The sequence below is a fragment of the Pseudomonas sp. AO-1 genome, assembly GCF_019775695.1.
In the GTDB taxonomy this organism is placed as follows: Bacteria; Pseudomonadota; Gammaproteobacteria; order Pseudomonadales; family Pseudomonadaceae; genus Aquipseudomonas; species Aquipseudomonas parakoreensis.
In genome coordinates this window covers 3,652,095-3,675,196 of record NZ_CP079947.1, presented here as the reverse complement: position 1 = coordinate 3,675,196, position 23,102 = coordinate 3,652,095, and the positions used below count along the sequence as shown (strand labels likewise).

Annotated in this window: 27 protein-coding genes, 2 tRNA genes and 1 pseudogene; 15 read left to right on the top strand and 15 right to left on the bottom strand. The window is 57.3% G+C overall.

From position 1 onward, the window contains the following. Positions 1 to 67: 67 nt before the first annotated feature. Positions 68 to 349 (bottom strand): peptidylprolyl isomerase, encoded by a 282-nt coding sequence (locus KVQ82_RS16915; RefSeq protein ID WP_007912303.1) that lies wholly within the window; start codon positions 347 to 349, stop codon positions 68 to 70. A gap of 96 nt (positions 350 to 445) precedes the next feature. Next, entirely contained in the window at positions 446 to 1,315 is an 870-nt protein-coding gene (locus KVQ82_RS16910; RefSeq protein WP_222014674.1) for a triacylglycerol lipase, read from the bottom strand. 338 nt (positions 1,316 to 1,653) lie between these two features. Here KVQ82_RS16910 and KVQ82_RS16905 point away from each other — a divergent pair, with 338 nt between their 5' ends. Next, the gene (locus KVQ82_RS16905) at positions 1,654 to 2,832 is read left to right on the top strand and encodes a hypothetical protein (RefSeq protein ID WP_222014673.1); all 1,179 of its coding nucleotides are present in this window, start codon (positions 1,654 to 1,656) and stop codon (positions 2,830 to 2,832) included. 69 nt (positions 2,833 to 2,901) lie between these two features. Here KVQ82_RS16905 and KVQ82_RS16900 read toward each other — a convergent pair whose 3' ends face one another. After that, complete coding sequence (locus KVQ82_RS16900; RefSeq protein ID WP_222014671.1) at positions 2,902 to 3,969, bottom strand: 3-deoxy-7-phosphoheptulonate synthase; 1,068 nt, start codon at positions 3,967 to 3,969, stop codon at positions 2,902 to 2,904. A gap of 616 nt (positions 3,970 to 4,585) precedes the next feature. On the opposite strand from KVQ82_RS16900, the gene KVQ82_RS16895 reads away from it, so the two are divergent. The 8 genes from KVQ82_RS16895 to KVQ82_RS16860 all read left to right on the top strand — a co-directional run bounded on the left by KVQ82_RS16895 (position 4,586) and on the right by KVQ82_RS16860 (position 10,750). Continuing rightward, positions 4,586 to 5,347 (top strand): carbon-nitrogen hydrolase family protein, encoded by a 762-nt coding sequence (locus tag KVQ82_RS16895; protein WP_222014669.1) that lies wholly within the window; start codon positions 4,586 to 4,588, stop codon positions 5,345 to 5,347. Beyond that, positions 5,344 to 5,787 (top strand): GNAT family N-acetyltransferase, encoded by a 444-nt coding sequence (locus KVQ82_RS16890; RefSeq protein ID WP_222014668.1) that lies wholly within the window; start codon positions 5,344 to 5,346, stop codon positions 5,785 to 5,787. The genes KVQ82_RS16895 and KVQ82_RS16890 overlap by 4 nt, the downstream gene beginning before the upstream one ends. A gap of 127 nt (positions 5,788 to 5,914) precedes the next feature. Further along, on the top strand, positions 5,915 to 6,556 hold the full coding sequence (uvrY, locus tag KVQ82_RS16885) for a UvrY/SirA/GacA family response regulator transcription factor (RefSeq protein ID WP_222014666.1): 642 nt from the start codon (positions 5,915 to 5,917) through the stop codon (positions 6,554 to 6,556). Positions 6,557 to 6,558: 2 nt separating this feature from the next. Then, positions 6,559 to 8,382, top strand: coding sequence for an excinuclease ABC subunit UvrC (uvrC, locus tag KVQ82_RS16880; RefSeq protein ID WP_198759285.1), 1,824 nt, complete (start codon positions 6,559 to 6,561; stop codon positions 8,380 to 8,382). A gap of 32 nt (positions 8,383 to 8,414) precedes the next feature. Beyond that, positions 8,415 to 8,975 (top strand): CDP-diacylglycerol--glycerol-3-phosphate 3-phosphatidyltransferase, encoded by a 561-nt coding sequence (gene pgsA, locus KVQ82_RS16875; protein WP_003225417.1) that lies wholly within the window; start codon positions 8,415 to 8,417, stop codon positions 8,973 to 8,975. A gap of 60 nt (positions 8,976 to 9,035) precedes the next feature. Then, positions 9,036 to 9,111: transfer RNA gene (locus KVQ82_RS16870), tRNA-Gly, on the top strand. A 46-nt stretch (positions 9,112 to 9,157) separates the two neighbouring features. Further along, positions 9,158 to 9,231 (top strand) — tRNA-Cys (locus KVQ82_RS16865). A gap of 433 nt (positions 9,232 to 9,664) precedes the next feature. After that, positions 9,665 to 10,750 carry an LPO_1073/Vpar_1526 family protein gene (locus KVQ82_RS16860; RefSeq protein WP_222014664.1) on the top strand — a complete coding sequence of 362 codons (1,086 nt, stop codon included), beginning with the start codon at positions 9,665 to 9,667 and terminating at the stop codon, positions 10,748 to 10,750. A gap of 53 nt (positions 10,751 to 10,803) precedes the next feature. On the opposite strand, the gene KVQ82_RS16855 is transcribed toward KVQ82_RS16860, so the two are convergent. From KVQ82_RS16855 to KVQ82_RS16800, 12 genes are all read right to left on the bottom strand, one after another. Beyond that, positions 10,804 to 11,871 (bottom strand): tyrosine-type recombinase/integrase, encoded by a 1,068-nt coding sequence (locus tag KVQ82_RS16855; RefSeq protein ID WP_222014662.1) that lies wholly within the window; start codon positions 11,869 to 11,871, stop codon positions 10,804 to 10,806. A 2-nt stretch (positions 11,872 to 11,873) separates the two neighbouring features. After that, positions 11,874 to 12,110, bottom strand: a complete 237-nt coding sequence (locus tag KVQ82_RS16850; RefSeq protein ID WP_222014661.1) for a DUF4224 domain-containing protein — start codon at positions 12,108 to 12,110, stop codon at positions 11,874 to 11,876. A gap of 44 nt (positions 12,111 to 12,154) precedes the next feature. Then, on the bottom strand, positions 12,155 to 13,144 hold the full coding sequence (locus KVQ82_RS16845) for a phosphoadenosine phosphosulfate reductase family protein (RefSeq protein WP_222014659.1): 990 nt from the start codon (positions 13,142 to 13,144) through the stop codon (positions 12,155 to 12,157). Then, positions 13,141 to 13,683: a phosphohydrolase gene (locus tag KVQ82_RS16840; RefSeq protein WP_222014657.1), complete on the bottom strand. Its 543-nt coding sequence runs from the start codon at positions 13,681 to 13,683 to the stop codon at positions 13,141 to 13,143. Before KVQ82_RS16840 ends, KVQ82_RS16845 begins: the two co-directional genes overlap by 4 nt. Continuing rightward, positions 13,680 to 14,327, bottom strand: a complete 648-nt coding sequence (locus KVQ82_RS16835; protein ID WP_222014653.1) for a hypothetical protein — start codon at positions 14,325 to 14,327, stop codon at positions 13,680 to 13,682. The genes KVQ82_RS16840 and KVQ82_RS16835 overlap by 4 nt, the downstream gene beginning before the upstream one ends. A 72-nt stretch (positions 14,328 to 14,399) precedes the next feature. Next, positions 14,400 to 15,209: a DUF2303 family protein gene (locus tag KVQ82_RS16830; protein ID WP_222014651.1), complete on the bottom strand. Its 810-nt coding sequence runs from the start codon at positions 15,207 to 15,209 to the stop codon at positions 14,400 to 14,402. 44 nt (positions 15,210 to 15,253) lie between these two features. Then, complete coding sequence (locus KVQ82_RS16825) at positions 15,254 to 15,604, bottom strand: hypothetical protein (RefSeq protein ID WP_222014650.1); 351 nt, start codon at positions 15,602 to 15,604, stop codon at positions 15,254 to 15,256. Positions 15,605 to 15,662: 58 nt separating this feature from the next. Continuing rightward, the gene (locus tag KVQ82_RS16820; protein WP_108589632.1) at positions 15,663 to 15,905 is read right to left on the bottom strand and encodes a pyocin activator PrtN family protein; all 243 of its coding nucleotides are present in this window, start codon (positions 15,903 to 15,905) and stop codon (positions 15,663 to 15,665) included. Next, positions 15,902 to 16,285, bottom strand: coding sequence for a hypothetical protein (locus tag KVQ82_RS16815; RefSeq protein ID WP_222014648.1), 384 nt, complete (start codon positions 16,283 to 16,285; stop codon positions 15,902 to 15,904). Before KVQ82_RS16815 ends, KVQ82_RS16820 begins: the two co-directional genes overlap by 4 nt. Continuing rightward, complete coding sequence (locus KVQ82_RS16810) at positions 16,282 to 16,560, bottom strand: phage antirepressor KilAC domain-containing protein (protein ID WP_222014646.1); 279 nt, start codon at positions 16,558 to 16,560, stop codon at positions 16,282 to 16,284. The genes KVQ82_RS16815 and KVQ82_RS16810 overlap by 4 nt, the downstream gene beginning before the upstream one ends. A gap of 10 nt (positions 16,561 to 16,570) precedes the next feature. Next, positions 16,571 to 17,143 carry a deoxynucleotide monophosphate kinase gene (locus KVQ82_RS16805; RefSeq protein ID WP_222014645.1) on the bottom strand — a complete coding sequence of 191 codons (573 nt, stop codon included), beginning with the start codon at positions 17,141 to 17,143 and terminating at the stop codon, positions 16,571 to 16,573. 333 nt (positions 17,144 to 17,476) lie between these two features. Further along, entirely contained in the window at positions 17,477 to 18,232 is a 756-nt protein-coding gene (locus tag KVQ82_RS16800; RefSeq protein WP_222014643.1) for a S24 family peptidase, read from the bottom strand. 106 nt (positions 18,233 to 18,338) lie between these two features. Between KVQ82_RS16800 and KVQ82_RS16795 the strand changes: the two genes are divergently transcribed. The 6 genes and pseudogenes from KVQ82_RS16795 (at position 18,339) to KVQ82_RS16770 (ending at position 23,024) form a co-directional block, all read left to right on the top strand. After that, positions 18,339 to 18,587 carry a YdaS family helix-turn-helix protein gene (locus KVQ82_RS16795; RefSeq protein ID WP_222014640.1) on the top strand — a complete coding sequence of 83 codons (249 nt, stop codon included), beginning with the start codon at positions 18,339 to 18,341 and terminating at the stop codon, positions 18,585 to 18,587. Between the two features lie 141 nt (positions 18,588 to 18,728). Then, the gene (locus tag KVQ82_RS16790) at positions 18,729 to 19,217 is read left to right on the top strand and encodes a phage regulatory CII family protein (protein WP_222014638.1); all 489 of its coding nucleotides are present in this window, start codon (positions 18,729 to 18,731) and stop codon (positions 19,215 to 19,217) included. Then, positions 19,210 to 19,461 (top strand): TraR/DksA C4-type zinc finger protein, encoded by a 252-nt coding sequence (locus KVQ82_RS16785; protein ID WP_222014637.1) that lies wholly within the window; start codon positions 19,210 to 19,212, stop codon positions 19,459 to 19,461. The genes KVQ82_RS16790 and KVQ82_RS16785 overlap by 8 nt, the downstream gene beginning before the upstream one ends. Further along, on the top strand, positions 19,458 to 20,495 hold the full coding sequence (locus KVQ82_RS16780; RefSeq protein WP_222014635.1) for a PriCT-2 domain-containing protein: 1,038 nt from the start codon (positions 19,458 to 19,460) through the stop codon (positions 20,493 to 20,495). Before KVQ82_RS16785 ends, KVQ82_RS16780 begins: the two co-directional genes overlap by 4 nt. Before the next feature lie 107 nt (positions 20,496 to 20,602). Then, positions 20,603 to 22,207, top strand: a pseudogene (locus KVQ82_RS16775) (primase-helicase family protein); the annotation flags it as partial. Between the two features lie 328 nt (positions 22,208 to 22,535). Next, a complete protein-coding gene (locus KVQ82_RS16770; protein ID WP_222014631.1) occupies positions 22,536 to 23,024 on the top strand; it encodes a hypothetical protein in 489 nt (162 codons plus the stop codon). Positions 23,025 to 23,102 lie beyond the last annotated feature (78 nt).

Genomic DNA, 23,102 nt, shown 5'->3' with positions numbered 1-23,102 from the left:
CATCCTGTAACCAAAACACAACGGCCCACCAGAAGGCGGGCCGTTGGGGCAGCAATCAGGCGACGGATCAGTCCTGGCGGCTGGTGACTTCGAGCAAGTGATAACCGAACTGGGTCTTCACCGGGCCTTGCACGACGTTGATCGGCGCGCTGAAGACCACAGTGTCGAATTCCTTGACCATCTGGCCAGGACCGAACGAACCCAGGTCGCCGCCCTGACGGCTGGACGGGCAGGTGGAGTTGGCCTTGGCGACTTCGGCGAAATCAGCACCGCCTTCGATCTGGGCCTTGAGTTCGTTGCACTTGTCTTCGCTGGAAACCAGGATGTGGCGGGCAGTGGCTTTAGCCATGGGGAAATTCTCCAATCTATTTCAGTAAAGTGTGGAGCCTACCGGAATCAGTAAGCGATTTCTCGGCAAAGTTCCGCTCGGCGCATTGACGTACGTTTACAGGTGCGCAGCCCGCAAGCGTGCAGCGTGCTCGACATAGAGAGCGACGGGATCCTGGCCGGTTTTTTTCACTCCGTCGGGGCGACGCAGACTGCCCAGGTGGCTGAAAGGATAGTCGGAACGGATGACCCGGCCCAGATGGGAACTGAAGCGTCCCACGAAACCATCGTTTTGTCCGGTCTCTGCGACAAAATGCTCTGATAATCCCCGGCAGACGATATGCACCGGATCAAGTGCCTGCAATAAGTTGTCCTGCAGCGTGCCGCTCCAGGAATAGTAGTGAACGTCATTGACCCGCTCCGCACCCTGGCCGCCCCAGCTGGAAGGCAGACCTTGCGGGTACTTTCTGTTGAATTGCCCAACACCTGCGGTCGTCAGGGCACTGAGTGCGGCGACAGCGTTCTGCGGCAGTCCCGGTTGCCCGCTGAGCAGCGAGAGGAGGCGGGCAAACTGTGTTGCAGCGTGCTCCGCCACGTGCTCCGGCAGGCCACCCGGTATCAGGGCCTGGCGTAAGGCGTCAGCCAGTTCCGAACCGTGATTGGGGCCACTTACCGACGTGACCGAGGCGACTTTCTCTGGCGTCAGCGCAGCGGCGTAACGGCACGCCAGCGCGCCCTGGCTATGCCCGATCAGGTTGACCTTGCCGGCTCCGGTTCCTCGCAGAACGCTTTCGATCTGAAACATCAATTGCTGGCCGCGTACTTCGTTGTCATGGGTCGCAGACAGCTGCGGCACAAACACTTGGCCGCCTGCTTCCCTCAGCGCTTGCTTGACATCATGAAAAAGCTCGAAATGGCCGATACGGTCAAACCCGAACAGGCCATGGACCAAAAGGATGGGGTAGCGGGTTGTCGCATTCCGTTGCATGTTTCTGTCTCTTTCTGCAGATGCTTGTCAGTGGTTGGTGCGTGCCACTGTAAAACAGGCCTGCGGGTCGGCGATGTCTGAAAGCTCCTCGGTACTGAAAGGAAACTGGACTAAAAGCGGTACGAATATTCGCTTCTGCTTGAGGGGGTAGTCGGAACATCTGGCAATCTTTTGAGCGGTATCTCTTGATTCTGCTTCGTATGCCTACGTCATGCGGTGCATTTACCCTGCCGATGGAAGGCGTTGTGCTGACTTCTGGCGATGGCTGGATGGTGTTCAATGGAGTTCGTTCGACGTTGCCTTCATGGCGGCGTTTTATCCAAGGAATGGAGCTACGAATGTCTATATACGAAGTCAATGGCGACACCTCTGTGGCGACCGCGTCAATTACGTCTCCTGTAGCGGATGACTCCGGTGGACGCGGTCTTCTGAGTTTGAAGGTGGACGGCGAGAACTTCGAGTTCTGCTATCGACCTGCGTCTGCACCGGTACCCGCTCCAGTCTCGTCGCTGCCTGCGCCGATGCTTGAGGTTATGGAGGGCGGAATGCTTGATCCCTCACTGAACCAGGCATTCGTCAGGGTTGCGCCTTACCCGAACATGGTGTGCGGCGACAAACTTGTGCTGCACTGGCAAGGGCTGGATGACGAAGGTTTGTCCTACATCCACGAAATCACTCGCACGGTCAGTGAAGGCCAGGTGGGGCAGGAACTTGTCTTTGTCGTGAAGGGATTGCACATAGCTACGCTGGAGCGTGGCTCACTGGAGGTTTTCTGGACGCTGTACAGCGTCGCGCTGCCGGAGCCGCTGTCATCCAGGCGCTTGCAGCTGGATGTGGGCGATCCGGAACCCGATCTGCTGGCGCCAATCCTTGAAGAGACGGTGGGTGGGACGCTTGATCCGGACCGTGTTCCGCAAGGGACTGGCGTGATCGTGCGACCTTACGCCCGGATGGCTGTCGGGGACCGGGTCATCCTGTCCTGGCAAGGTGATGAAGGACTGCCGGTCATCAATGATGTATTGCACGTGGAACAGTTTGCTGTGGGCGAAGCGCTGTCTTTCTGGATGCCCGCACACTGCATCACCCCACATCGTATGCGAGAGGTGAGCGTCAGCTACAGGGTGGAAGCAGGCTCGGCTGAGGTAAGGCAGTCTGCAAACCTGCGCGTTCTGATCGCACCATTGATGCGAGGTGATCTCGCAGCTCCGCAGGTATTGGAGGCGCAAGATGGCGAGCTGGAGGTAGTGGATGCCGAGGATGGCATTACCGTAGTGATCGACAATGCCCAGGCTGAGGAGGGAGAGCTGGTTTATTTGAAGTGTGATGGTGAGTATTTCAGTCATCGCGATGATCGGGATATCACCCGGGAAACCGCAGGCCAGCCCGTGGTATTCATTGTGCCTCACCGTTTCTGGCGAGAGCATCGGGAAACTGTGGTGCAGGTGTCGTATTCGGTGGAGCGGCTGGATGATGTCAGCCAGGCCTCTGAGGTGACCCGTATTCGGGTGCGGGCATAACCTGTGGTGAAAGCTGAACGACGATCCAGCCTTTGCGGGATTTTGACAATTCCGCAAAGGCTGTTCCGATCAACAGGCTCGAAGGAGTTCGGCTGCGCTCGACAGCAACAGCTCTGTCGCATTGAACCCAAGGCAACCATCGGTCACCGACACGCCGTAACGCAGGGCAGGGCCTAAAGGCTGGCAGCCTTCGAACAGGTGGGACTCAATCATCATCCCGATCAAGGAACGATCCCCCAGCAGTCGTTGTTCGAGCACCGCATTGAACACCTCGGGCTGGCGCAGAGGATCCTTGCCGCTGTTGGCGTGACTGCAGTCAACCATGATCCGCGCCGGAATCTTCAGGCGTTTCAAGTCGGCACGGACCCGGGCAATGCTTTCGTGATCGTAGTTCGGGCCGTGATGGCCACCACGCAGCACCATATGCGTGTCGGGGTTGCCCGGGGTCTGAATGATCGCCGGGTGCCCCTGGCTGTCGACACCAAAGTGTCGATGCGGGTGAGCTGCTGAGCGCATGGCATCGACGGCTACAGAGACGCCGCCGTCAGTGCCGTTCTTGAAGCCGACGGGCATGTTCAGACCACTGGCCATTTCCCGGTGGATCTGCGATTCGGTGGTGCGTGCACCGATGGCAACCCAACTGAGCAGGTCGTCGAAGTAACCGGCAGCCATGGGCTGCAGGAGTTCGGTAGCGACAGGCAAGCCCAGGCGGATCATCTCGATCATCAATTCGCGCGACAGGGTCAGGCCGGCAGCCATGTCGTCGCTGCCATCCAGGTGCGGGTCGTAGGCCAGACCTTTCCAGCCGACGGTGGTGCGTGGTTTTTCGACATAGGCGCGCATCACCAGCAGCATCTCGTCGCTGACTTGATGTGCGAGGCGGGAAAGCTTTTCGGCGTATTCGAGTGCGGAACGCGGGTCATGAATCGAGCAGGGGCCGACGACGACCAGCAGGCGATGGTCTTCGCCATTGAGAATCGCGCGGACCGCCTGGCGGTGGGCTGCGACTTGCTGGGCGAGGGCATTGCTCAGGGGCAATTGCTGTTTGAGTTGCAACGAGCTGGGCAGACGCAGGGTCAGCGTTTCGTTGGCAGAGTCGAGGGTGGACAGTGGCAGAGCAGAAACAGACGAGTTCATATTCAGGATTCCTGGGCTGGCGGCGGGTGCTTCCCGCTCACTCGGCCCTACTGGGGTGTTCGACAATTGGCCGTATTGGCTGCGTGTGTGTGCTTGCCACCTGTGGGTGACCGATCGGAGGCGGCAGGCTGTCCCGAGCGGAGGCTGCTAAATCGCCAGGCGCTAAAAGTGTCGTAACGGTAATAAGTGGCGTAGTTCATGTCGTGATTCCTCAAAGTGTCTGGTGTGTTGCTGAAAAAGTTGGGGCCTGAAAAAACAAAACCCCCGGTCGGGAGGCCGACCGGGGGTGAGAGTTCTCTGGTAGGCGACCCGTTTTCATGGGCGCCGTTTGGGTATCAGGCGCGCCAGTGGCTAAACCAATACCCAAAATAAAAGTTGGCAGGAGCACAAGCGTCATTCACCCGTGCAGCCGCAACCGAGCGCAAGGCGCTGGCGGAACGAAGCTGTGAAAGGGCGTTGAACATGGTTTGTCTCCAATAAGTGCGCCGAGCTTACTAGAGGCCCATGCGCCTGAGCAATCAGAAATTGCTATCGCGCTTACATGGCATTTCCTATTGCTTGAGTGCCGCAGGCGTTGTGACACACTGCGTATTTGGCACAATCCCAAGGATGAATAATGTCAACGTTCACCATCGCTGCAGCTCAATCGTTCTCCGTTGCCGGTGATCTGGCGGCGAACATCGCCCGTCATTTGCGCTTCATGGCCTTGGCAGCGGAGCAGGGCGTCGAGTTGCTGGTGTTTCCGGAGCTGTCGCTGACAGGTTACGAAGGCCAGATGGCTGCAGACATGGCAATCGATCCGCAGGATTCGGTGCTGCAACCCTTGCGCGATTGCGCGCGCGAGCTGGGTCTCATAGCAGTGGTCGGGATGCCGATTCGCCATAAGGACAGTTCGAAGGTATTGATCGGCGCGCTGACGTTAGGCAGGGATGGTTCTCTTGAGGTTTACAGCAAACAACATCTGCACAGTGGCGAAGAGCTTTTCTATGCCACAGGTGCTGGTGGTTCGTCCTTGCGCATAGGCGGCGATACCGTCGCGCTGGCGGTCTGCGCTGATTTTTCCCACGCCAGCCACGCGGCAGCGGCTGCCGTTGCTGGCGCCGACCTGTACGCAGCAAGCGTGCTGATTGGCGAGAAAGGTTATGGCGTGGATAGCGCGATATTGCAGTGCTATGCACAAAAGCACTCGATGGCGGTTCTGATGGCTAATCACGCCGGGCTCACGGGTGGATGGCAATCGGCGGGTCGCAGTGCCGTCTGGGCTGAAAGCGGCACGCTGGTTGCCGCCGCGCCAGGGCCTGGTGAACTGTTGGTCGTTGCGCGACGTGATGCCGGCGCATGGCAGGGGCGGGTAGTTCCGGTGGTGGCGGGGCAATGACCTACCATTTGCGTCGCGCCGAACTGGCTGATCGGGTATTTGCCCGAGAGCTGACGTGTCAGAACATGCTGCGCTATTACATTGGCCACGATCTGCTGTGGCAGGACCAAGCGTTCGAGGTTGCCTGGGATGGACGGGACAATTGGCTGATCATGCTTGGCGAAGTTCCTGTGGGATTTTTCAGCCTCAGTCGGGATCGCAGGGCGCTGTATCTCCGCGAGCTGCAAATAGGCGAGGCGTTTCGCAGGCAGGGTGCTGGATCCTGGGCGATTGATCAGGTTATCGCCATGGCCCGCGCTGAAGGACTGCCGGCGCTGCGTCTGACCGTATTCAAAAATAATCCTGCGCAAAGCCTGTATGAGAGAAAAGGCTTGCATGTGTGTGGCGAGGACGAGTGTTTCCTGATGATGCAGCTCGATTTCGGTACACCTGTGCTCTGAAACCCACGGCCGGCAAGCCTTCGATGATGAATTGAAACTTTTTAAATGACGCTTGCCGCTAGGTCTGTCTGGCACTTTTTGCTAAGGTGTCCGGCATCCCAATAAGACCATATCGCGAGGTGTCTGCTTGATTAGGGTGCTAGTGGTCGATGACCATGATCTCGTTCGTACAGGCATTACACGGATGCTGGCCGATATCGATGGCTTGCAGGTGGTTGGACAGGCCGAGTTCGGGGAAGAGTCCCTGATCAAGGCCCGTGAGTTGAAACCCGATGTGGTCCTGATGGACGTCAAGATGCCCGGTATCGGTGGTCTCGAGGCCACGCGCAAGCTGTTGCGCAGTCATCCGGACATCAAGGTTGTCGCTGTCACGGTGTGTGAGGAGGATCCATTCCCTACACGTCTGTTGCAGGCAGGTGCCGCGGGCTACCTGACCAAGGGCGCGGGTCTGCCGGAGATGGTTCAGGCCATCCGCCTGGTGTTTGCCGGCCAGCGTTACATCAGTCCGCAGATTGCCCAGCAACTGGCGATCAAATCGTTCCAGCCGACCAATGACTCACCGTTCGATGCCTTGTCCGAACGGGAAATCCAGATTGCGTTGATGATTGTCGGCTGCCAGAAGGTGCAGATCATCTCCGACAAGCTCTGTCTGTCGCCGAAAACCGTTAATACCTATCGCTACCGGATCTTCGAGAAACTGTCGATCAGCAGCGATGTCGAGTTGACGTTGCTGGCCGTGCGCCACGGCATGGTTGATGCCAGCGCCTGATCATGACTGAAATATTCGATTCCGGCGCCTTCCTGGCGACTGTCAGTGGGCGTCCCGGCGTCTATCGCATGTTCGACAGCGAGGCACGCCTGCTGTATGTCGGCAAGGCCAAGAACCTCAAGAAGCGACTTGCCAGCTATTTCCGCAAGACCGGGCTGGCGCCGAAGACCGCTGCTCTGGTGGGGCGTATCGCACAGGTCGAAACGACCATTACCGCCAATGAAACCGAGGCGTTGCTGCTTGAACAGACGCTGATCAAGGAGTGGCGGCCGCCGTACAACATTCTGTTGCGCGACGATAAGTCTTATCCCTATGTATTTCTGTCTGACGGCCAGTTCCCACGGCTGAGCATCCATCGTGGCGCGAAGAAGGCGAAGGGCAAGTATTTCGGCCCGTATCCGAGCGCCGGGGCCATTCGCGAAAGCCTCAGCCTGCTGCAAAAGACCTTTTTCGTCCGACAGTGTGAGGACAGTTACTACAAGAACCGTACGCGCCCTTGTCTTCAGTATCAGATCAAACGCTGCAAGGCTCCTTGTGTCGGTCTGGTTGAACCGGAAGTTTATGCCGAGGATGTGCGTCACTCGGTGATGTTTCTTGAAGGACGCAGTCACGCGCTGACCAATGAGCTGTCAACGGCAATGGAAGAGGCGGCGATCAATCTCGAGTTCGAACGCGCCGCCGAGTTGCGTGACCAGATTGCCTTGCTGCGTCGGGTCCAGGATCAGCAGAGCATGGAAGGCGGTACGGGCGACATCGATGTCATCGCAGCCTTCGTCAACCCGGGCGGCGCGTGCGTTCATTTGATCAGCGTGCGTGGCGGGCGAGTGTTGGGCAGCAAAAACTTCTTTCCACAGGTGGGTATTGAAGAGGAGGTTGCCGAAGTCATGGCGGCGTTCCTCGGCCAGTACTATATCAGCAGCCCGGAGCGCGACCTGCCGAGCGAACTGATCGTCAACGTCGTGCCCGAAGACGCCACGGCCCTGATCGACGCCATCCACGAGTTGCGCGGTCGCGAGCTGAGCATCAGCCACCGGGTGCGTGGCACGCGGGCGCGCTGGCAGCAGTTGGCGGTCACCAATGCCGAGCAAGCGCTGGGCGCACGCCTGGCCAACCGTCAACACACGGCTGCGCGCTTCGACGCGCTGGCAGAAGTACTGAACCTGGATGAACCACCGCAGCGCCTGGAATGCTATGACATCAGCCACTCCAGTGGCGAGGCGACTGTCGCCTCTTGCGTCGTGTTCGGTCCGGAAGGTGCGATCAAATCCGACTATCGTCGTTACAACATCGAGGGCGTCACAGCGGGCGATGACTACGCGGCCATGCACCAGGCCCTGACCCGGCGCTTCAGCAAACTGAAGGACGGGGAGGGCAAGCTGCCGGATATTTTGCTGGTGGACGGCGGCAAGGGACAATTGTCGATGGCCCGTGACGTGCTCAACGAATTGGCAGTGCCGGATCTGATCCTGCTGGGTGTGGCCAAGGGCGCAACCCGCAAGGCAGGGTTCGAAACTTTGTATCTTAATGATGCCGCCCATGAGTTCACTTTGCGTGGCGACTCACCCGCGCTGCACCTGATCCAGCAGATTCGTGACGAGGCACACCGGTTCGCGATCACTGGCCACCGTGCGCGGCGCGGCAAAACCCGCCGGACGTCGACGCTGGAAGGCGTTGCAGGCGTAGGGCCGACCCGGCGTCGGGACTTGTTGAAACATTTTGGTGGATTGCAGGAGCTGTCTCGTGCAAGCATCGAAGAGATCGCCAAAGCACCGGGGATCAGTAAAAAGCTCGCAGAGTCGATTTATGCAAACCTGCATAGCGAGTAGAATGCCAACTCACCTCGTAGCCAGTTGTGCCGATGAATATCCCGAATCTGATTACCGTTCTACGCGTCCTGCTCATCCCGATCTTCATTTTGCTGTTTTACCTGCCTTATCAGTGGAGCTACATGGCCTCCGCCTCGGTGTTCGCCTTTGCGGCGGCCACTGACTGGCTCGACGGCTATCTGGCTCGCCGCCTGGAACAAAGCACGCCGTTCGGAGCTTTTCTCGATCCGGTTGCCGACAAGCTGATGGTGGCTGTCGCTTTGGTATTGCTGGTTCAGGAACACGGCAATTTGTGGCTGACACTTCCCGCAGCCGTCATCATTGGCCGTGAGATTGTCGTCTCGGCCTTGCGTGAGTGGATGGCAGAACTCGGTGCCCGCGCTCATGTAGCGGTGTCCAATCTCGGCAAGTGGAAAACTGCAGCGCAGATGCTGGCGCTGGTGATCCTGCTGGCCAATCCAAGAGACTTCAGTTTCTGGGTCTTGCTGGGTTATGCCTTGTTGATGATCTCGGCAGGCCTGACGTTGTGGTCGATGGTTCAATACTTGCGGGCCGCCTGGCCGCATCTGAAAACCGACGTTGAAAAGAAATAAAACTTTTTTGAATCAAAGGGTTGACGGGGCTTCTGAAATCTATAGAATGCGCCACACCAAGCGGGAATAGCTCAGTTGGTAGAGCACGACCTTGCCAAGGTCGGGGTCGCGAGTTCGAGTCTCGTTTCCCGCTCCAAGTTTGTACGCGGTTGTTGTGGTGCTACTAAACAGCGATCGTTTGAGGCCGAGTAGCAAAATGGTTATGCAGCGGATTGCAAATCCGCCTACGCCGGTTCGATTCCGACCTCGGCCTCCACTCTTAAAAACCCCGTAGATCAATGATCTACGGGGTTTTTTCTTGCCTGCAAGAAAGCGGGGTGTTCCGCAACTTTTCACAAGTGTTCCGCAACGAACCCTCTGTTTTCCGTAGAGAAGGTGAGTCTGTCGCGCTTGAGCTGCGTTATAGGAGGCGCGCGCGACGCTCGACATTGGTACTGGCGACGTGCCACGCTAGCAACAAGTTAAAACTCTGGAGCCGGTTATGTTCGTTCTTAAGCTGTTGGCGTTCGTTGCGTTCTTTGGCTCAATTGCGTGGTTTTGGGCTAGTCCTGATTACGAACCTGGAATCGCAATTGTCTCAACACTATCCGGACTAATTGCTATATGGTTTGGCGAGCGTCAGTCGGCTCGAAAAGCAGCACAATCACAAGTAGTCGGGGCTGGTGGTGTTGGAGTGCAGGCGGGCCGTGATGCTCACGTTGGAAGCATTTCGGGTGGGGGGTCTAAGGATGCTGAATAAAGACCAAAACCAAGAGGTCGGTGCCGGAGCGTTAGCGATACAAGCGGGCGGAAATGTCATTGTGGGTATTTCCGTTGCGGACGCGCGGGCAATTGCTTTGGATGTTGCAAGGGCGACGTTTCATGAGCTGACCGGTGCTGCGAGGGACACGATGAGTGCCCGGGTAGAGGAAATCACTGAGAAGGTCATTTCCCAAATTGAGAGAGATTATCCGGAAGGCCTCAAGAAAGCGGTTGATCCGGATTTCCAGCATGCCTTATATACCGTTCAGAAAAATTATGGGCGAACAGGTGATGTTGAGTTGGGGGACCTTCTCGTCGATTTGCTTGTTGATCGGAGCAAGCAAGATAAAAGGGATTTACTGCAAATTGTCCTGAATGAATCTCTGGAGATAGTTCCTAAACTCACTTCGGGGCAAGTGGCTAATCTTTCCTTACTTTTTTTATGTTGTTATACGACAAACAACGGAGTAGTCAATCACGAGCAGCTGGGGCTGTATTTCGACAAAAATATACTTCCACTTGCTGATCAGCTAGTTAAAAGTCCTTCGTCTTTTCAACATCTTCAGTTTACAGGGTGTGGTAGCGCGCAAATGATCTCGCGCAGCCTTGAGGAAGCCTTTTTGGCCCAATATCCAGGTCTTTTCTCGAAAGGATTCGCTAGAGATGCAGCGGATGTTGAGTTGCTTCCAATTAGAACTAGGCGTCAATTTTTGATTGCCTGCTTAAATGATCCGGAAAAGCTTCAAGTCCGAACCCTGCACGCTGCTGCTCTTACAGCGATGTATGACGAACATGGAGTTGATGAGGCGAATCGATTAATAGTAGATCGGCTGTTTGAGTCGGGGCGAATGTCTCATGCAGAAGTTCGCGCGAAGTGTATAGAGTTGCGAGCCTATATGGAGCCTGTATTTTCCTTGTGGAGCGATAGTGACTTCAGGGGGTTTACTCTCACTAGCGTGGGCATGGCAATTGGTCATGCAAATATGAAGCGAATTGCGGGTGTTTTTAGCGCCTTATCCCAATGGATTGAGTAAACTATATTCGTTAACCGGCTTAGGCCTGAAGCCGGTTCTCCCCAAAGGTGTAGTTATTTCGTTGGCTTAACGATCTCCCCCACTCGGCGGTATACCTTTTTTGTCATTTCCTCAGTGGAATGCCCAAGCAAGCGGCTCGCGTCCTTAATGTCATCGATTTCACTGCCGGCTTTCGGTCGAATATCCCTAAATTGAAACTTTCGGATTGTCACAGCCAGTTCTGTATCGCCGCCTGCTGCTGCTTTCGCTGCCGCGGCTTCCCTGGCTTCGTCCCAGCGGTTTCGAAGCATGTTGTAACTCATCCTCAGTCCAGCCTGGTTGGTTATGAGGATCGAAGTTTTGACGCCGGCCTGGGCTCTCCGATCCAGCAGGCCGTTGATAAAGATGCAGAGGTCCGTCTCGGTATCGCCGGCGTACAGCTGAATGCGCAGCCGCTTTTCCGTCTTGCCCTGGCCAACCATCAGGTAACCATTGTTGAGATCGGTGGTCGAGGCCTTGAGTACATCAGCCGCTCTCTGGCCAGTGAGATATGCCAAATCCATTGCGTCTCTGAGATCTTGCCCAGCTTGCTCGTACACCGCTTTCCAAACGATATCCCCGGCATAGAAGTCCCTAGGTGTTTCTTTATTCCGGCGCAAGCCAAAGCAGGGGTTGGCCTTGTCGGTCAGACCCCACTCGCGGGCGAAGGTGAACATGGTAGATAGCAGCGCTATTTCCCGATTAGCGCGTACCTTTGCCGTGCGTGCATCTCGATACTGGGCGATGACCTGAGGGCTCATCGCCTCGATTGGGGCTGACTCGAACGCTTTTCGAAGTTGCTTCAGACTCAAGAGGTAATCGCGCTGGGTGCGCGGTTTCAGTGTCGGTATTATTTTCGATGCGTAGTCGTCAAAGAGTCGGTCCATCAGGTGCGCGGGTTTAGGCGTCGCCTTGCGGTCGAGGCGCGCCCATTCGATCTTGGCTTCGTCGAGGTCCCCGCCGAGCGGTATCTCGACGCGATTGCCATCGGCGTCCCTGCCGTTGTAGTAGTAGCCCGTCCAAATAGTGCCGCCTTTTCTCTTGCGCGTACGCCGTATCATTCGAGGTGGCAGGTCTCGGTTGGCTGGTTTCTTCTGTCGCATCGTCAGCCCACGCGTGCCAGGTCAAGAGTCCAGGTCTCGGCTACGGCGTTAGTCGCCGTAGGCTTAACCCCCGCCAACTTCAGCCGGGCGTATACCCGACCTACAACTGGGCGCTGGGCACCGGTCAACACGAATTCCCAGTGATTGTTCGTCAGCCACTGGCGTTGGCAGGAAGGGATCTTGTAGCCGGTGATGGTGGCCAGCTCGTCGTCGGTGAGGGTTTCACTCAGAAATTCCATGGACTGACTCCGACTGGTGCATGCCAATTGGGATATCTTTGCTGTCATGCGGCCTCCCTTGCGATCTCCGCATCATCCGATGAGTCGCACAATCCATAGGCGCTGGAGCAGGCCGTTGCATCGGTTGCAATCATCAGGTCGTATTGAATGCCGCCTCGGGCTGTCTTCGACCACTCCACCGCTTGGCGGATGCTTGCGATTTCCATGACTTCCAGCGCCGTCATATCAGCGATTGAACCGCGCGGATGTTTGGCATTCGATCCAGCAAAAAATGTTGCAGCGCCGCGCTTGCTGGCCTGCTGCACCATTCGCTCCCACCGGTCTATTCGATCAATGACCTCCGGGAAACGCAGCGCTATTTCGCGCAGTTCATCTTTCCGGCAGTTGATGCAGGGCATGCAGCCAACTCGCCCCATGCCTTGTGAGTACAGTGGATTGGGCTTGATCCCCATGTATCGATGGGCCTCGAAGACTGCCGGGATATCCCATTTCAAGATCGGTCGATAGTTGAATAGTCCGCCGCCAACTTCGTCGAGCTCGGGCAAATAGCGCCGGTTGAGAGATTCATCAGCGCGAACTCCCTGCCAACTGATAAGCATGTCGCCTCTGCCCATCATCGGCATCACTACCTGCTCAAGCATGGGGTCACGCTTCAGTTCCATCGTGCAGAACTGCGCCTTGCGACTTGGAAAGCGGCCCTTCCAGATGCACAGATCCAAAAAGGGGTTACCGGTTGGCTGAAGAACCTCAAGCGCTGCCAGCACTACTGACTCTGACACGCCCTGTTCGCGCCACTTTGTTTCAACGAATTTGCGCTTTCCGGCGATCCGCTGGGTGAAGTCGGCGCGAACACGCGTGATCTTCGTTTGCGTGGTTTGTTCCAGGTAATCGAGGTATTCGTAGGTCTGGGGGTGCTCATTGCCGGTGTCCGCAAAGACGGCTTGAAGGTTCTCGGTTTCTAGAGCGATCGCCACAAGCAGTGTTGCGGTGGAATCTTTTCCACCACTGACGCTGACAATATTTTGAGTTGTCACGCGCAAGCCCTCCGATGATTACCCTGCATCAGCTCCATCAGCCGGCTGAAGTACTGCATGTAGGCCACTGGCGCGGGTTGCGGGATGATGGCTTCAGGCATCGGCGGTACGCCGCGCAAGCATTCCCACTCGGCGGGGTGCTTGGGCATAAGGTCGCGGCGTTCGGTGGCCAGCGCTACCAGGTCGGCGCGTACCACGCATTCGGGCAGGACCGGATCGAGGTTGAAGCGATCGCAGATGGCGTGCCAGATGATTTCTTCAGCGATGCGGAAACTAGGCATGATCGCTTTCAACGGTCTGGTCATGTCGCCGATGTAGGCTTCGGTCGCATCGTGCAGCAGGGCGACCAGTTTGTGCTGGTCCGGAACAAGGCTCGACACCAGCATGCTGTGCTGGGCCACGCTGTAGTGCGTGCGGGTGTGGCCGTTGAAGCGGCACAGGTTCGACAGTGCTTGTGCGATGTCGAGCGGGGAGATCATGGCGGCGGTTGGGTTTACCAGGTCGAACTGGCGACCGCTGTGCGTGAGTATCCAGCTCATGCTGCGTCCTCCACTGACACCCGGCCCAGCTTGATAGCCTGACGTTTCATGTCCAACTCAAAGGCTTCGCGCAGGGCATCACGTAGGTGTGGGTAGCCTTCAGTATCGGCGTCGTGCGGGAAGCTGATTGAGCTCAGTTCCGGCGAGGCGTTGAAGGTGCCGTGTTCGTTCAGCCATTCGATCAGCTGGGTGTCGAGCGGCTGCGTGTTGAGGTTTCCGGCCGTCTCGACAGCGTGGAAGACGCGGTAGGCCAAGGCCCGGGAAACCTTGATGAGTTGTTCAGCTCTGGCTTGGCTGGCTTCCGTACCTTTCAATGCCTTCCACGTCTGGAGTGCAAGCGCCAGAAACTGGGTGATCTCCGTCAGGTCGCGATAGTCGGTCGCTGTGAAGGGCGTGGCCTTGATGCTTTGCATCTGTGCGCGCAGGTCGGCCAGCTGTTCGGCCTCGCGGTTGCGTAGCTGCATGATAGTGGTCAGGTCGGTGTTGAGCGCGGCGATCCGTTGGCTGTGCAAGCCGTTGCGTTCCTTGAGCCCGGCGTCGTAGCTGCGATCCAGTGCCCGAAGGATGAGCTTGCGGATGTAGTAACCCAGCAGGAGCAAACCGAAGGCCATTCCGATGAAGATGATCGTGTTCTGTGCGTGCATGTGCTGTGCTCCGGTAGAGCCCGCCGCCGGGATTCTTGGTGAGAGGCCGGCGGCGGGATGTTGCAGTGGTAGTTAACCCAGGTTGAACGTGCCGATGGTCAAGGTCGCGGCGCCGCCGACCTCTTTTTGAACGACTTGTTTGAATTCTTGGGCCAGGTCTTCGCGCAACTGCGCTTCGCCAATCCAGCGCAGGCGGAGTGCTGGTTTATCGCCGCCAGTCAGCACGGCTACGCGCAAGCGAATGGTGCGTGCAATCAGCCCTTCGTAAGGCGCCACGGTGAACAGGAATTCAGCCGGCAGACCTTCGGAAGATTTGGCCTCGATCTGATCCATCGCCGAACGGGATGCGCTCATGTCGCCAACTACGTGTTCGCTCTTGCGAGCCTGCTCGATGCTGATGGAGCGGATCGCTCCGGCAGCCTTGCGCAGGTCAATTTCTTTATCGTCAGCGTCCAGAGCTTTCAGGTTCGGTGACCAGTCCTCGATCCAGTCGCTGAGATCTTTCTGGGCGTGCTGGCGTTGGGCGGCATATTCAAGCGCGAGGAACGCCGCGGTCTTTTTCAGGCCGAGAGTTGCGGTGTAGTCACCATGGCCCGGCTCTGCTGCGGTACCGAGGTTGAAGTACACAGTGCAGGTCATCGAGTCACCGTCTACAAAGCCCGCGACCGCCGGGCCTTTGCCGGCGATCACATAGTTGGCGAAGTCTTTCAGCGAGTGGGTGGACAGCGAGCCACGGAAGCGGCTGCGCCCCTCCTGAAACTTTTCAATGCTATGGATCTTGACGTCTGCCGGCAGCGCCAGAACTGGCGTGAAGGTGTCCAACGATTTGGCGTTGGCGAGCAGGGCGGTCTCTTGAATGATTTGGATTGCACGAGCTTCCATTGGATCTATTCCTGTTTTGGTGAGAGGTATGAAGCAGTGAGGCGTTACGACTTCGCGTGAATCGGTGCGTCGTCGCGGGAAAACATCTGATCGGCATGGGGCGTTTCAGGGAACAGGGTGAGGCAGCCGCCCGATCCGACATGCATAGGAGTGTCGAGGGTGGTGTCTTCGCTCCGGCTGCCGCGCTTGGTTGGCACTTTGTAGGCAAGCTTGTGGTTGACGGTCACCTGGTGGCTGTCTGCAATCTGTTTCAAGGTGAAGGTGAGCGTGACGGTGCCGACTTTCTTATTGTCAACGACGCCGGCCGCGACCTCCGAGAGGGCGTGGCCGATTTGACTGGCGAAGACGCCGGCGTTGAGTTCGCCAATAAATTCGGCAGTGTTGGTAGCTTTCATGTGCTGTGCCTCATTGAGTTGTGTTGTTTGCGCCTGAACGGCAGGTGCCACCGTTGAATCAGGCCGCTTGCTTCGTCGCTTGTGCGTCGAGGTACGCAGCCAGGTCATGCAGGTAAACGACCGCAGTGCCTTTGGCGGATCCGCCGAGGCGAGTCACCTTCAGTGCGATGCGGCCGGCGCTGATGCGGCGCAGCAGGTAGCGGTCGCTGGTGATGTGCGAGAAGTAGCGCTGCCGAACGGCGGACAATGTGGGGCAGGGCGTCGGCCATTCCTTTCGCAGTTGGTCGATGGTGGTGCTCACGCTGCTTTCTCCCCGTGCCCCTCTGTTGGGGGCAGCAACTTGAGGCGGATCATCTCGGCGAGACCTTCCTTGCTTTTGCCCATGGCGGCGGCGCAGACGTTGCCGTTTTCATCCGCAACCACGGCGCCGAATGGATACTCCGGCGAGTTGGTCGGGGTGACGTAGGCGGTCTGGCCTTGGTGGATTACGTTGTTGACGCAGCGGAATACGTCGGCCAGTTCAAGCACGCGCAAGGGGACGCTGCCGAGCATCTGCGCGGCTTCGTTGGCGGCGCCGAGAAGTAGGGCGCGGCTGACGATGCCGGGGCTGTCCAGGTAGATCGGGACCAGGCGAAGGCTGCCAAGCGCTTGCATGTGGGCATTGATGTAGTTGGTGCTCATGCGGCGGCGTCCTTTTTGGTGATGGTGATTCCCAGCTTTTTCGCCAACCAATCGACGCCGTCCTCTTTCACCATCACCACCGAGTAATGCCGTGGCTTGTTGTGAGGTGGAATCAATGTGATGCGCGGATCCGAGTACAGATAGCCGCGGTCGCGGTGCTGGCTGGCAAGGTCGCCGCTGCTATTCAGGATGCCCAGCTCGCGCAACCTGGTGCGGAAGGCGCGGGGCTTGAGTCCGAGCAGTGCGGCAGTTTCGTCCAGGGTGCGGTTTGTCATGGCGCAGTCCTCAGGCAACTTGCGGCGCGGCGCCGAGTGTCAATAGAGAAACGGTCACGGTCAGATGCTTTTGGAAGTCATCAAGCGATCCGTTGTTGGTGATAACAACGTCCCGGTCCCGGATCTCGATACCGTTCTCGCTGGCGTGCGCGTTCACCGATTTTGCCGTTGGGCGTTGTAGGTGAATGACGAGGCCGCCGCGCTTTCGGATGAACTCCGCTTCGTTCTCAAAGCGAATGTCGCTCACGACAAATCCCTTCGCGTTGTCGTGAGTTCGCGCTAGCAGGTCCAGATTCTGCGCAGCGAGCAGCAACCAGAGTTCTGGGTGCACGCTGTTACGCCCCCATTCGGTGCCCAGGGACTGCATCAGTTGCCGAGGTGAGCGGCCCAGCCATGGCAGCGGCTGTTCCTTCTGGTCGCCTTCGAAGTCGCAAGGGCTCAGGTTGAGGATGTGCATCAGGCCGTCCCGCAGTGGGTCAGCGAACGCGTACGACTGAAAACCGTGATGGTTGACCAGGTGCTGCGCTGCAGTGTCTTTGCCGCTGCGAGCGAGGCCGGCGAGGCCGATTAGTAAAGGCTTCATGCTGCGTCACCCCCGAATGGGCCTAGGTCAGACGCGACAGGCACTGCTTTCGCAGATGCCTGTCGAGCGCCGGGGGTGACGATTACCAGCAGGCCGGTGTGCTTTTGGATCGCTTCGACTGCTGCTGGACTGGTGCACGCTGCGGGGTGTAGGTACACGGGGCAGCGGGTGGTGCTGTGCTGTGTCGTATGCATGGCTCGTACTCTTGGTGAGAGGTGTACGAAACAAACATTACGCGTTTATTTGTATTTTGGTCAACGGTGTTTTTTGTTAATTTTGTGAGAGGCAGAAAAAAACCCGCGCTAGGCGGGTTTCTTTTCAGGAAAATGGGGGCTATCGAAGGACTGAATACCAGAAAATACGACCCAGAATCTCTATCTGTTCTTCGCGTACCTGGTCCGCTGGATACTCTTCATCGGGGTGCTCCTCGCGATTGAAGCTCCGCATGCGAAGACCGCCACGCGCCATCCGGTAAAGCATCTTCACGCGGATCTGACCGTTATGAAGAACCGCGAACATATCGCCGTCCTTAATCGTCGTGCGGCCTCGATCAACCCCGGCTTTGCCGCCATCTGGAATGACTGGTTCCATGCTGTTGCCGGATACCTCGATGCATACAACATCCTCGATCTGGATGCCCATTTCTTCCAAGGATTTCTTGGTGACCCCAAGCCTAAATGTGCCTTGTGCTCTAACTGTTGTGTGTCCTGAACCATCGTTCAGTTCTATTTCCTTGAGCAAGGGAACCTCTACTTCATCATGGAGTGGAGATTCCTCATCCCATAGCTCTGTAGGGCCAGCAATTATCCTTGCGTCTGCCGACGCGCCGGTTTTAAGACGGGAAGTCGTGAAGTTTTCATCTAGCGCGTCCAGCGGAATGTCCAGTACCTGGGCAATGGTGATTGCGTGCTTGGTGGTCTGAGACTTCCCCTTTTCAAACGCGGCATAGACCTGCTGCGTGAGCCTTTTAGGAGGTGAAAGAAGCGCGTTGACCCTGCTGGCTACTTCCTCTTGAGTGAGGTCTAGCTCTTCGCGGCGGGTCTTGAAGAGGACAGCTATGCGGCTTGGCTTGGGCGTCGATTCGGTCATCAAAGAAGGCTACAAAAAGATTTGTATTTGTTCCAACATAAAAACATGTTGTCCGTTTACAAATTTAGTTGTATTTTTGGTTGGTACTTCAGATTCAGAGGTTGAGATGAGCATTTCGAATTCCAAGCGAGAGGCGCTAGCAGAGGCAATCAGCCTTGCCGGTGGTCAGGCCGCGTTCGCGGTGCTGGTGTCGACCGAAGATCGGCCGGTATCGCAACAGCTTGTTTCCTATTGGTTCAGAAAAGGTGAATTGCCTGCTGAACTGGTGCTGCGCGTTGAGTTGAAGACGGGGATCGCACGTGACGTGCTCCGTCCTGATGTTTTTTTGTTGCCTGCTGACTTGCAGGCAGCCTGAAAGGGGTGCCGGACTGGGGCCTCTCACCAAAGAATCCCCCAGCCCGGCTACGACGATACACAGCACATGCACATCGGTCGTGGTCGTAGGATAGGGCGTGTCCCATCTGATGGCTAGGCCGTAAACGGGGTATTTACGGTTATGAGTCGCACAGATCTCCTCCCGGGCGCTGGCCCGGTTCTTTCTTTGCGTGAGGCGCTTTACCGTGCCGGGCGCGATTATCGAGGCGGCATCACTACGTTGGCCCATGACATGCTCATGGACTACGACGAGCTGCAGAAGAAACTAAAACTCAATGAAGAGCGCCGCTGGCTGACTCCGGATGAACTGGAAGAGGTCATTCGGCTGACGCAAAACGCTGCATTGCTCGACGCGCTGGTGCGTCCTGCGGGCGCTGTCTGGTACAAGCCGACGCCGGTACCTGCCACATCCGAGGCGTTGAAGTCTGTCGGCAAACTGCTGGAGAGAACCGGCGAGTTTGTTTCAAGCATGCACGCCGGTGCTGCCGACAACGTCTGGGAGCCGCACGAAGTCGCGACTCTGGATAAATACGGAATCGATGTCATCCAAGCGGTGCTGGGCATCATGGCCGGCGCCCGTCAGGCCATGGAGGGACAGGACAATGGCTGACGATATCGATCGCGCCAACGACCAGGCGCAATACCTGCTCGACGTTGCCCTTCACCGTAACCGCCGCGTGGCATCAAGCCGCGTTAGTGCGCAGTTCTGCGAGGATTGCGACGAACCCATCCCGTTACTTCGACAGCAGGCGAGCGAGGATTGCGACGAACCCATCCCGTTACTTCGACAGCAGGCGAGCGAGGGTTGCGAAACCTGCGTGCACTGTCAGGAGTTGCGGGAGGCTCGAAGATGAGCGGCGATAAAATCCCACTCCAAGTTCACGAATTGCCAAACCTCCTTCAGTACATCTCACCCGACCAGCGTGACACGTGGGTCGAGGTTGGCATGGGCCTGAAATCTGAGTTCGGGCAGGAAGGTTATGGCCCTTGGAACAACTGGAGTCAGAGCAGCAAGAGTTATGACGGCAAGGCAGCTTTGTCCGTCTGGAAGTCGTTCAAGAAGGCCGGTACCGGAATGGGCACGGTGTTAAAACTGGCCCTTGATGCGGGTTGGAAGCCCGACAAAATCGAAATGACTGCCGAAGAAAAGAAGCGGTTTGCGGCTGAGGCTGAGCAGCGGCGCAAGCAGCGTCAGGCGGAGGTCGAGGCTGACGAAGCTTTACTCGAGGAAATGCGTGGTCTGGTGGCGGACTGCTGTTTGCGAATCTGGAATGAGCATTGTCAGTCGGAGGGACACAGCCCGTACCTTGATCGTAAGCAGGTTGGCGCGTTCGGTGTCGGGTTCTTCAGCACCACGGTCATTCTGTCTATTGATGATCGTAACAAGCGCTGTCAGGTGTGGGCTGGCAGCAACGCGATGCAGTTTTTCAACGGTTTGCCCAAGCCTCGGCCCGACTACCTGAGTTTTCTGGTGTTCAAACCGGGCAGCATTGCGATCCCTCTTCGTGACGCCGCTGGCAAGTTGTGGAGTCTGCAATCAATTAATGGGCAGGGGACGAAGCTGTTTCCAAAGTACGGGCGCAAGTCCGGGTGCTTCCATGTGCTGGGGTCGATCGATTCGCCGACGGTGGTTGGTGAAGCCGAGGGATACGCGACGGCCGCAAGTGTTCACATGGCAAGCGGTTGGCCCGTAGCAATGGCGGTTGATTCCGGCAACCTGATGAATGTCGCCCGGGTTCTGCGTGAGGCGCATCCTGAAGCCTCGATCGTTATTGCTGGTGATGATGACCCCACTGCACCTGGTAATCCCGGGCGGACCAAAGCGACTGCCGCAGCCCGTGAGGTCGGCGGCGTTGCGACGTTCCCGTATTTTGGGGAGGTTGCTTGATGACCAAGGACTGGAACGATTTACACATTGAGCAAGGCCTTGATGTTGTGCGCACCCAGCTTTATGCAGCTGCTGCTTCTGCTGTCCCTGTTCAGTTGGAAGGCCTTCCCCGTTCCCCATCTGTTGAAGAGCCCGCCGAAAACGGCTCTGCAGCTCCAGAGGGGGGCGGGGGGAGCGGCTGGACGGCGGAACGGATCTTCACGCGCTTTGCGTTGGTCGAGGGCAAGACGGCGATCTTCGACACGTTCAAGCGGGTGATCATCAAGAAGTCTGCGTTCGAAATGCTGGTGACGAAACCGCTTGCGAAGGAATGGCTTGATCTGCCGGTGAAGAAGGTCATCGCTGATGACATGGCCGAGCGCCTGGCGAATAAGGCTAAGGCCGAGGCGAAGTTCAAACAGGTCAGCGGGGAGGGCATGCCCCCGGTTGAGCGTTACGTCTATATCGACGGGACGAAGGACACGTGGGATGTGCAGAAGCGCCGGCGCGTTCCGGAAGGGGCGCTGAAGATGTCGCTGGGTGATGCGTACGGTATGTGGCTGAACAGTCCCGATCGCCGCACTGTGGATATGGAGCACATCGTTTTCGATCCGCGTATGACGAAAGATCCTGAGGTTTACATCAACACATTTGAGGGGCTGCCTCTGGTGCCCGACAGCGACCGCGACAAGTGCAAGACCTTGCAATGGATCATCAGCTTTCTGTGCAACGGTGATCGAGACGCGGCGGACTGGTTGACGAAGTGGCTTGCCTTCCCGTTGCAGAATGTGGGCGCCAAGATGGATACAGCTGTGCTTTTCCACTCGACAGAGGAAGGCAGCGGCAAGAGTCTTCTGTTCAGTGACATCATGGGCCGGATTTATGGCGACTGCGGTGCAACAGTCGGCCAGGCACAGCTTGAGTCGAACTGGACTGTTTGGCAGTCGAACAAGCTGTACGGTGTGTTTGAAGAGGTTGTCAGTCGGGACCAGCGTTATAACCAGGTCGGCAAGATCAAGCATATGGTCACCGGTAAGACGGTTCGGATGGAGTCCAAATTCGTAAACGGTTGGGAGGAAGCCAACCATATGAACGCGGTGTTCTTGTCGAACGAGATCATGCCTTGGCCGATCGGGGAAAAGGATCGGCGGATGCTGGTAATGTGGCCCAAGGATCCGTTACCCGAGGCCGAGCAAAAGAAGGTCAAGCATGAGTTGGCCAATGGTGGTGTCGAGGCGCTTTATGATTACCTGCTGAGTTATCCGCTCGGCGATTTTGATGAGCGCACCAAGCCACCGAACACAGCCGCCCGACAACGGCTGGTTGAGCTGAGCATGGCGAGCTGGCAGACGTTCTTGCGGGAATGGCGTTACGGGATGCTCGGTGCTCCGTTCACGGTGTGCGTGAGCAGTGACCTTTATGCGTTGTTCTTGGAGTGGTGCCATCGCAACAAAGAGCACACGCTGAGCCATACGAAATTCAGCGGCTTCATTTCGACCCAGGTCGACAAGGTGCCCCGGGTGCCTTGGATGGAAGGCGCACGCCGGTCATTCGGTACTTTCTTCTTTCCGTGGTCCGGAGTAGAGCGTGCGCCTTCCCCGGCCCCATCCTTGACCGCAGCTGCGCTGGGAACAGCGGTTGCCACGTGGCGAGAGCAGGCCAAGGCCAGCGGCTGGAGCGTGGATAGCTGGGAGCATGTCAAGTTCGCTGACCGGGGGAGTGTGGCCGCATGATGACCATACGTGTGTCAGGTGTGTTTCCTGTGTTTCAGGTTGGAATTCGATACCTGACACAGCTACAGCCCACGTCTTACGCGGGTTTTCGTACCCGTGTGTCAGGTGTGTCAGGTTTATCCCGCGTGCAGGCGTGCACACGCACGCTAAAAAGGGCATTTCCTCTCACCTCAATTCATTTCCTTATGCGTGAAGAAAAACCCAACACACCTGACACACCTGACACAGTTGTTTTAAAGCAATGTTTTATATGGGTTTTTAGTGTGTTGGGTTTGTGTCAGGTTGAAGGTTTTTTGTGTTGGGTTCGGTTTTTCGGGGAGACAGGTCGATGATCGAAGAAATCGAAGAGCTCATGCAGCACTGGGGTAATCAGTTCAACCAAGTAGGCGATGGTGGTGGTTTGGGTAGCCCGATGGCGACGATCATGGAGTGGGGCGGCTCTGCTCCTCGCGGTACGCCGGGATCGCGCGACCTGATGATGGCGGCAGGTGGTGGCATGGATCACGCCGCGCAGGAAGTCGCCGCGGCGCTGGCACAACTTGAGCGTCAGTCTGAGAAGGGCGCGCTGCTGGCGAAGCTCGCTCGAAATCGTTATCTGCCTCGACCTGCGCTGTCGGTTCGCTCGCAGATGCCGATTCTGGGGCTTGGTGACAACGCTGACCGGACGTATCGGAACTGGGTTCATGCTCTGCATCAGCAGGTGCTGGTGATCTTGACCGTGCGGAGCGCCCCAGGTCGTGCACGTAATCGACGCGTGAAGTCAGCGGAGACCGCTCTTCTGCGAACGTCTAGGGTTGCGAGGGTCAGACCGTGCTGACCGCTCGTCGGGGCGGTTTGTCGCGTTGTGGTCGGATCGCGGTCACATTCGTGTCGTTTGCTGACCTACCGAAAATCA